General features: G+C 60.4%; 9 protein-coding genes. 8 read left to right on the top strand and 1 reads right to left on the bottom strand.

Annotated features, from left to right (window positions below):
* The 8 genes from MK745_RS19565 to MK745_RS19530 form a co-directional block, all read left to right on the top strand.
* Positions 1–223 (top strand): hypothetical protein (locus tag MK745_RS19565; RefSeq protein WP_243614850.1); only part of this gene is annotated, 223 nt, incomplete at its 5' end.
* On the top strand, positions 220–807 hold the full coding sequence (locus MK745_RS19560) for a hypothetical protein (RefSeq protein WP_243614849.1): 588 nt from the start codon (positions 220–222) through the stop codon (positions 805–807). The genes MK745_RS19565 and MK745_RS19560, both read left to right, overlap by 4 nt.
* A 580-nt stretch (positions 808–1,387) precedes the next feature.
* Positions 1,388–1,858, top strand: coding sequence for a helix-turn-helix domain-containing protein (locus MK745_RS19555; RefSeq protein WP_243614848.1), 471 nt, complete (start codon positions 1,388–1,390; stop codon positions 1,856–1,858).
* A gap of 48 nt (positions 1,859–1,906) precedes the next feature.
* The gene (locus tag MK745_RS19550) at positions 1,907–2,302 is read left to right on the top strand and encodes a hypothetical protein (RefSeq protein WP_243614847.1); all 396 of its coding nucleotides are present in this window, start codon (positions 1,907–1,909) and stop codon (positions 2,300–2,302) included.
* Positions 2,303–2,383: 81 nt separating this feature from the next.
* Positions 2,384–2,782 carry a DMT family transporter gene (locus MK745_RS19545; protein ID WP_281302332.1) on the top strand — a complete coding sequence of 133 codons (399 nt, stop codon included), beginning with the start codon at positions 2,384–2,386 and terminating at the stop codon, positions 2,780–2,782.
* 55 nt (positions 2,783–2,837) lie between these two features.
* Positions 2,838–3,350 carry a TetR/AcrR family transcriptional regulator gene (locus MK745_RS19540; protein ID WP_158524522.1) on the top strand — a complete coding sequence of 171 codons (513 nt, stop codon included), beginning with the start codon at positions 2,838–2,840 and terminating at the stop codon, positions 3,348–3,350.
* A gap of 175 nt (positions 3,351–3,525) precedes the next feature.
* Positions 3,526–3,774 carry a BrnT family toxin gene (locus tag MK745_RS19535; RefSeq protein WP_243614846.1) on the top strand — a complete coding sequence of 83 codons (249 nt, stop codon included), beginning with the start codon at positions 3,526–3,528 and terminating at the stop codon, positions 3,772–3,774.
* Positions 3,771–4,085, top strand: a complete 315-nt coding sequence (locus MK745_RS19530; RefSeq protein WP_243614845.1) for a BrnA antitoxin family protein — start codon at positions 3,771–3,773, stop codon at positions 4,083–4,085. Before MK745_RS19535 ends, MK745_RS19530 begins: the two co-directional genes overlap by 4 nt.
* Before the next feature lie 60 nt (positions 4,086–4,145).
* On the opposite strand, the gene mobQ is transcribed toward MK745_RS19530, so the two are convergent.
* On the bottom strand, positions 4,146–5,399 hold the full coding sequence (mobQ, locus tag MK745_RS19525; RefSeq protein WP_243614844.1) for a MobQ family relaxase: 1,254 nt from the start codon (positions 5,397–5,399) through the stop codon (positions 4,146–4,148).
* Positions 5,400–5,719: the final 320 nt, after the last annotated feature.

Here is a 5,719-nt window from a genome sequence, read left to right as displayed (position 1 = left end):
GGCCAAGCTGGCCCGCCTGAAACAGCGCCAGAAGGCCAGCGAGACCCGGCGCAAGATCATTGTCGGGGCCATCGTCACAACCGAAGCTTTGAAAGACCCGAAGATCGCCCGGTGGATGGCCGCCACCCTACGCAAGAACGCCACCCGTGAAGTCGATCAGAAAGAGCTGGTCGGGCTGCTGGATGAACTGGATCAGGTGGCGGCGAAGGCCGACCGGACATGAGCAAGGATCCGTTTCAGATACTTGCCGACGAGCTGACCCTGATCCGCAAGGACATGGACCAGCTCCAGCGCACCAGTCTCAACAAGGACGAGGCCGAAGCCTTGCACCAGATCGTGGCCGAGGCGGTGTCGGACATGCGGCAGGCGACCAAAGAAACCCCGCAGGCCCTCCAGAGCGCGTTGAAAGCCGACAGGGGGCAGATGGCCCGCGAAGCCTCCGTAGCGGCCACCAGAGCCGCGCAGGAGGCCGTTGAAGGCATCAGGGCGGAATTGACCGCTGAGCGCGACAGGCTCTCACAGAGCGCCTCACAGGCCCGCAGAGCGGCCTTGCGGTTCTCGGGCGGCATTTGGACTGCTCTGGGTGCTACGCTCGCCACAGGGGCGTTTCTGGGCTTCCTGACGGCCTATGTGGTCGAAACGGGCAAAACGCTTCTCACTGTCGAACAGATGGTGCGCTACGGCTGCGGACAGCCCTGGATCGGCGGGCAGACAGTCGATCAGGACGATGGGTCGAGTTTCTGCGCGCACTGGATCGTCACCCCCGAACTGGCCGAGTATCGCAGGAACCGGGATGGGGGGAGCTGACCGTCGATCTTGGCCCGATCCATTCTAAGCAAATTCGGCATTCGCCGCAGGCGCTGCCGGTCAAGTTTGCGCGAAACCTTCCCCTCCCTGCCTGACCCACCCCATCCGGTCGGCGTTCCGCTTGTGGCAAGCACAGACCTCACCGGCATCGGTTCGAACTTTGCACTGTCGGATGAGCAGGCTCCTTCGTCGCCTGCGACCCCAAAAACTACACAGCACTGCGGTCGGTCGCTACGGCGTGTTGAGGGCACGCGCTCCCTTCCTTGGCTGTGCATTTTTTGGGTTCTTATAGATCATAAGAAGGGGCAAAATTTTTCGTAAGCATTTTCAAAGTGTTATAGGGGGGGGGTAGACTCTCTAGGATTGTCCACCCCTAGACAGCCTAGGATTGTCCACCCCTAGACAATCTGGTGTCAGTTTCTGACAATAAAATATTGATAACTTACAACCGTTGTGCATTATCGATGTCAGAAACTGACAAGGAAATGGCTGGGGGTGGACAGTGAATTTGCCGGATAAGAAGCGCCCAGGGACTTGGGTTCAGACCGAGCGAGCGGCCCATGAAGCCTGGGCTGCTCTCATGCGTGACAGCCCGAACGCGGCGATGCTGATGCACCTGCTGGTGGCCCGCGTAGGAGAACACAACGCGGTTGTTGTCAGCCAGAAAACGATGGCGAAAATCATGGGGCGTCACGTCAACACGGTGAAAACCGCCTTCAAGACGCTTCGGGATCGAAACTGGATCGAGATACGGCAGGTCGGTGAGCGTGGCACCGTGAACGCCTATATCATCAATGATCGGGTGGCTTGGACCGGAAAGCGCGATGGCATCCGCTACAGTCTGTTCAGCGCAGCGGTCGTTCTGTCGGATGAGGAACAGCCGGATCGCGATCAGCTCGGCCAACAAGAGCCGCTGCGCCGTGTCCCCAGTCTGCTGCGGGACGAACAACAGCTTCCGTCAGGGGACGGCCTGCCACCGCCTTCCGAACCAACCCTTCCCGGCATGGAACCCGACTTGCCTGCCACAAAGATTGGGGAAGATGATGCGTAACATAGCGGAACGTTCCTTATCGTTCCCCTTGGAACGTGGCGGAACGCTATGAGCTACACTCTCAATGAAGCCGCAAAGGCTACGGGAAAAAGCAAAACCACCATTCATCGTGCGCTGAAATCCGGAAAGGTTTCAGCCGTTAAGCGAGACAATGGAGCCTATGCCATTGAACCGGCGGAACTGCATCGGGTGTTCCCGCCTGTTCCAGCGGAACGGAACGAGGAACGTTCCAGTCGGAACGATGAGGAACACCTGCGTAACGATCAAGGAACGCTCCGCATCCAACTGGAAGCCATTGAAAAAGAGCGTGAGCGCGAGCGCCAGCAGTTGCAGGAAACCATAACGGATCTTCGGGAAGATCGGGACCGGTGGCGGCAGCAGGCAACGGCTCTCCTAGAGGACAAGCGACCGCGCGGGTTCTGGAAAAAGCTGTTCGGCAATTAAGCGGACAAAGCAGACCTTTCCCTTTCGAGAACAATGACCGCTCTGATGACTAAAAACCACAAATAACGTAGAAGAGTGGCCTTGAAAGAAACCATTCGTATGGTATGTTTATCGAAAATCGACGGAGATGTTGAAATGAACGCCATGCTTGCTGCCTACACGGCTCTGGGAGCCGCCATTATCCTAGAGGTCAGCGGTTCGACCCTGCTGAAATTGTCCCAACAGTTTACGAAGCTGTGGCCATCTCTCGGGATGCTGGTCTGCTTTATCCTGTCCCTTTACTGTCTTTCTCTTGCGTTGAAGATGGTGCCTCTTGGTGTGGCCTACGCCGTTTGGGCTGGTCTCGGCATCGTCCTGACGGCGGTGGTCAGTGTCGTCGTGTTTAAGATGGCTCTGGATTTCTGGGCGGTAACGGGAATTGCTATGATCGTCGGCGGTGTGCTTGTCATGAACTTGCTGTCTGGTAGCGTCTCACATTGAGATGCCAGAAGCACATAAACGCGTCAAAGACCCACAAGCCGTTAGACGCCGCCTCATGGATGAAGCCAAAAAGCTCGCCATTGAAAGCGGCATCTCGGCAATAACAGTTCAAGCCGTTGCGTCTGCTGCCGGTGTCACTAAAGGCGGCTTCCTTCATCACTTCCCGAGCAAGCAGGCCTTGATTGATGCGATCTTCGAGGAAGTCTTAGACCAACTGGCTTCTGAGATTGGGGCTCGGGCCTCGAAGGATCGTGTTGCGCATGGAGCGTTCACCCGTGCCTATATTGATCTGGCCTTTGGTGGTGAAGAACCGGCCATGGATCAGACATGGATCGCTCTTTCGCTCCTCATGCTGGATGATCCGGCTCTTCGGATGAAATGGACAGAGTGGCTGAATGACCAACTCTCTGAATACGGTGAAGATCAAGGCAACGTCGAACTAAGCATTGCTCGGTTTGCCGTAGACGGAGCTTGGCTGGCCCAACACTTCGGGGTGGCGATCCCGGAGCGGAAGAGTATGCACGAAGCTCTGACGAAGAGTACCTTTTCCGCTGGCAAACGAGGATAGCTCGCGACCCACTTTCCGAAAGCGGTCGTTCGTGCGACGCGCAGCATTCTGTATTCTGGGCTCGAAGCGGGCGTTCGCTGCGTTACAGCATCGACTTACAGAGCTGTTGCCTCATTGACGGAGCAGGCCGCTTTCCATCTTGTTTGTCGCCTAGGTTTTTGTATATACATAAACTATGGTAATGATTGTCTGGGATGAGCCGAAACGGCAGATCAACCTCGCACGTCACGGGTTGGATTTCGCCGATCTGGATGAATGGTTCTTCCTCGATGCCGTGACGGTTCCCGCCAAGGAAAACCGTCACATGGCCATAGGGCGCTTGAACGATGGGACCATCGCCGTGGTCTTTGCCCTTCTGGGAACGGAAGGCGTCTCGGTGATCTCCATGCGCCCTGCCAGCCGCAAGGAAAGGAGCCTGCTATGACCGATAAAAAGCACAAGCCGATCTCCGATGCCGAAGAAGCGCGGATTCAGAAGATGATCGCCAGCGACCCGGATGCCCCCGAAGCCACCGATGAACAGATATCCGAAGCCAAGCCCTTTACCGAAGCCTTTCCGGCCCTGGCCGACAAGATGCGGAAAAATGTTGGGGGGCGGCCACGATCTGCGAACCCGAAGGTGCCGGTTTCGATCCGACTGGATCAAGAAGTAGTCACAAAGCTCAAGGCAACAGGTCCTGGCTGGCAAAGCCGGGTGAACGAGATGCTGCGGCGCGAAGTCCTGACTGATCGTTAATCACAGAAGCGCCCGACCGCCCCCCATAAGGCGGGGAGGGCGCGGGCGATCCGCGACAGCCTATAGGCTGTGCCCACGGTCCCGATCGCGCTCGGCGATGCTGTCCCGCTCCTTTTCGATCTCCTGCTGACGTTCCAGCTCGCGTTCTCGTGCCGCGTCCAGCTCGGCTTGTCGTTCCTCGGCCTCGCGGCCCTCGCGCAGTGCTGCCGCACGGTCGGCCAGGGCCTCCCGATCAACCCCCGCCGCCGCCTCGCGCAGCCGCGCCGCGAACGCCTCCGGCGTCTCCCGTTCCCGCTTCGGTGCAGCGGCCTCCTGCCCCTCGTCACGGCCCTGATGGGCATCCCACGCCTCCCGCATCCGCGTGGCAAGCTCGTGCCGGTCGGACCGGTCGGAGTCCTGGTCCCGACCGTCCCGGCCCCCGGCGAGCGCCAGTTCGGTTTGCCCCGATCCCAGCACTCGCTCCGCCGCCCGGTCGAGCCAGTCGCGCACATGCCCGGCCAGCTCGCGGGCAACCTCCATGACCTCGGCCGCGCGGGCCTTGGCCTCGTGCCAGGCGCGGGCGCGGCCGACCTCGATGCCGCGCTCCTTCATCTGCCATGCGCCGGGGGAAAGCTGGGGCAGGGGTGGACGGTCCAGCTCGATGGCCCGCACGGTCTGCACCAACTCCGCCCCCTCGTCGCCGCGTTCCCGCGCCGCACTCGCCAGCTCAAGCGCCTCGTCGCGCTGCGCCACAAGCGTCCGGTGATCCACGCGATCCTCGATGCCGGCGCGTTCCAGGGCGGCGTTGCTGTCCCGCGCCCAGGCTTCCCGCCAGCCTTCCAGAACCTCGACAGCGTTCCAGTCGCGGTTTTTGGTGGTGAAGCCCTCGGCGTCGATCTCGCGGGTAGTCAGCAGGATATGGGCATGATGGTTGCGCTCGTCCCCCTCGCGCCCCGGCGCGTGCAGGGCGATGTCGGCCACCATGCCCCGGTCCACGAACTGCGCCTGAGCGAAGTCGCGGACCAGCGCGACCCGCTCGTCGTGGGTCAGCTCGGCGGGCAGGGCCACGCGCACCTCGCGGGCGACCTGGCTGTTCTTGCGGGTCTCGGATTCCTCGACCCGGTTCCACAGCTCGGATCGGTCGCGGACCCAATCCGGCGCATGATCCGGCGCGAGGATTTCGGTGTGATCGACGCCGCTCTTGGCCGCGTAATCGAAGACCAGCCCGGTGCGGCGGTCCTCGATCCGCTCGGCCACGCGGTAGGCAATTGCCGCCGTGGCGCTGCGGCCCTGACTGCGGGAAATCATCGAGGCTCGAAGATGGTAGATCGCCATGTCAGTGCCGCACTTCGCTTAGGGGTCGAGGGGAAACGCCAGTCTCCCCCGCCCACACAAACGCGCAGCGTTTGTATAAGTGGGCACTTCGTGTCTTGCACCTTACCTCTCAACCAGCGAAAAAGGCAACACCGGCAAAAAGAACGAGGGCAGAAATGGCGCGCAGCATCGACCAGCAGATTGCGGAAACGCAGGCCAAGCTGGCCCGCCTGAAACAGCGCCAGAAGGCCAGCGAGACCCGGCGCAAGATCATTGTCGGGGCCATCGTCACAACCGAAGCTTTGAAAGACCCGAAGATCGCCCGGTGGATGGCCGCCACC

Origin of the sequence: Shimia aestuarii (genome assembly GCF_022814865.1) — a bacterium.
Classification (GTDB): domain Bacteria; phylum Pseudomonadota; class Alphaproteobacteria; order Rhodobacterales; family Rhodobacteraceae; genus Shimia; species Shimia aestuarii_A.
Note: the sequence above shows the minus strand (reverse complement) of the source record. Positions and strands in the feature narration are given on the sequence as shown.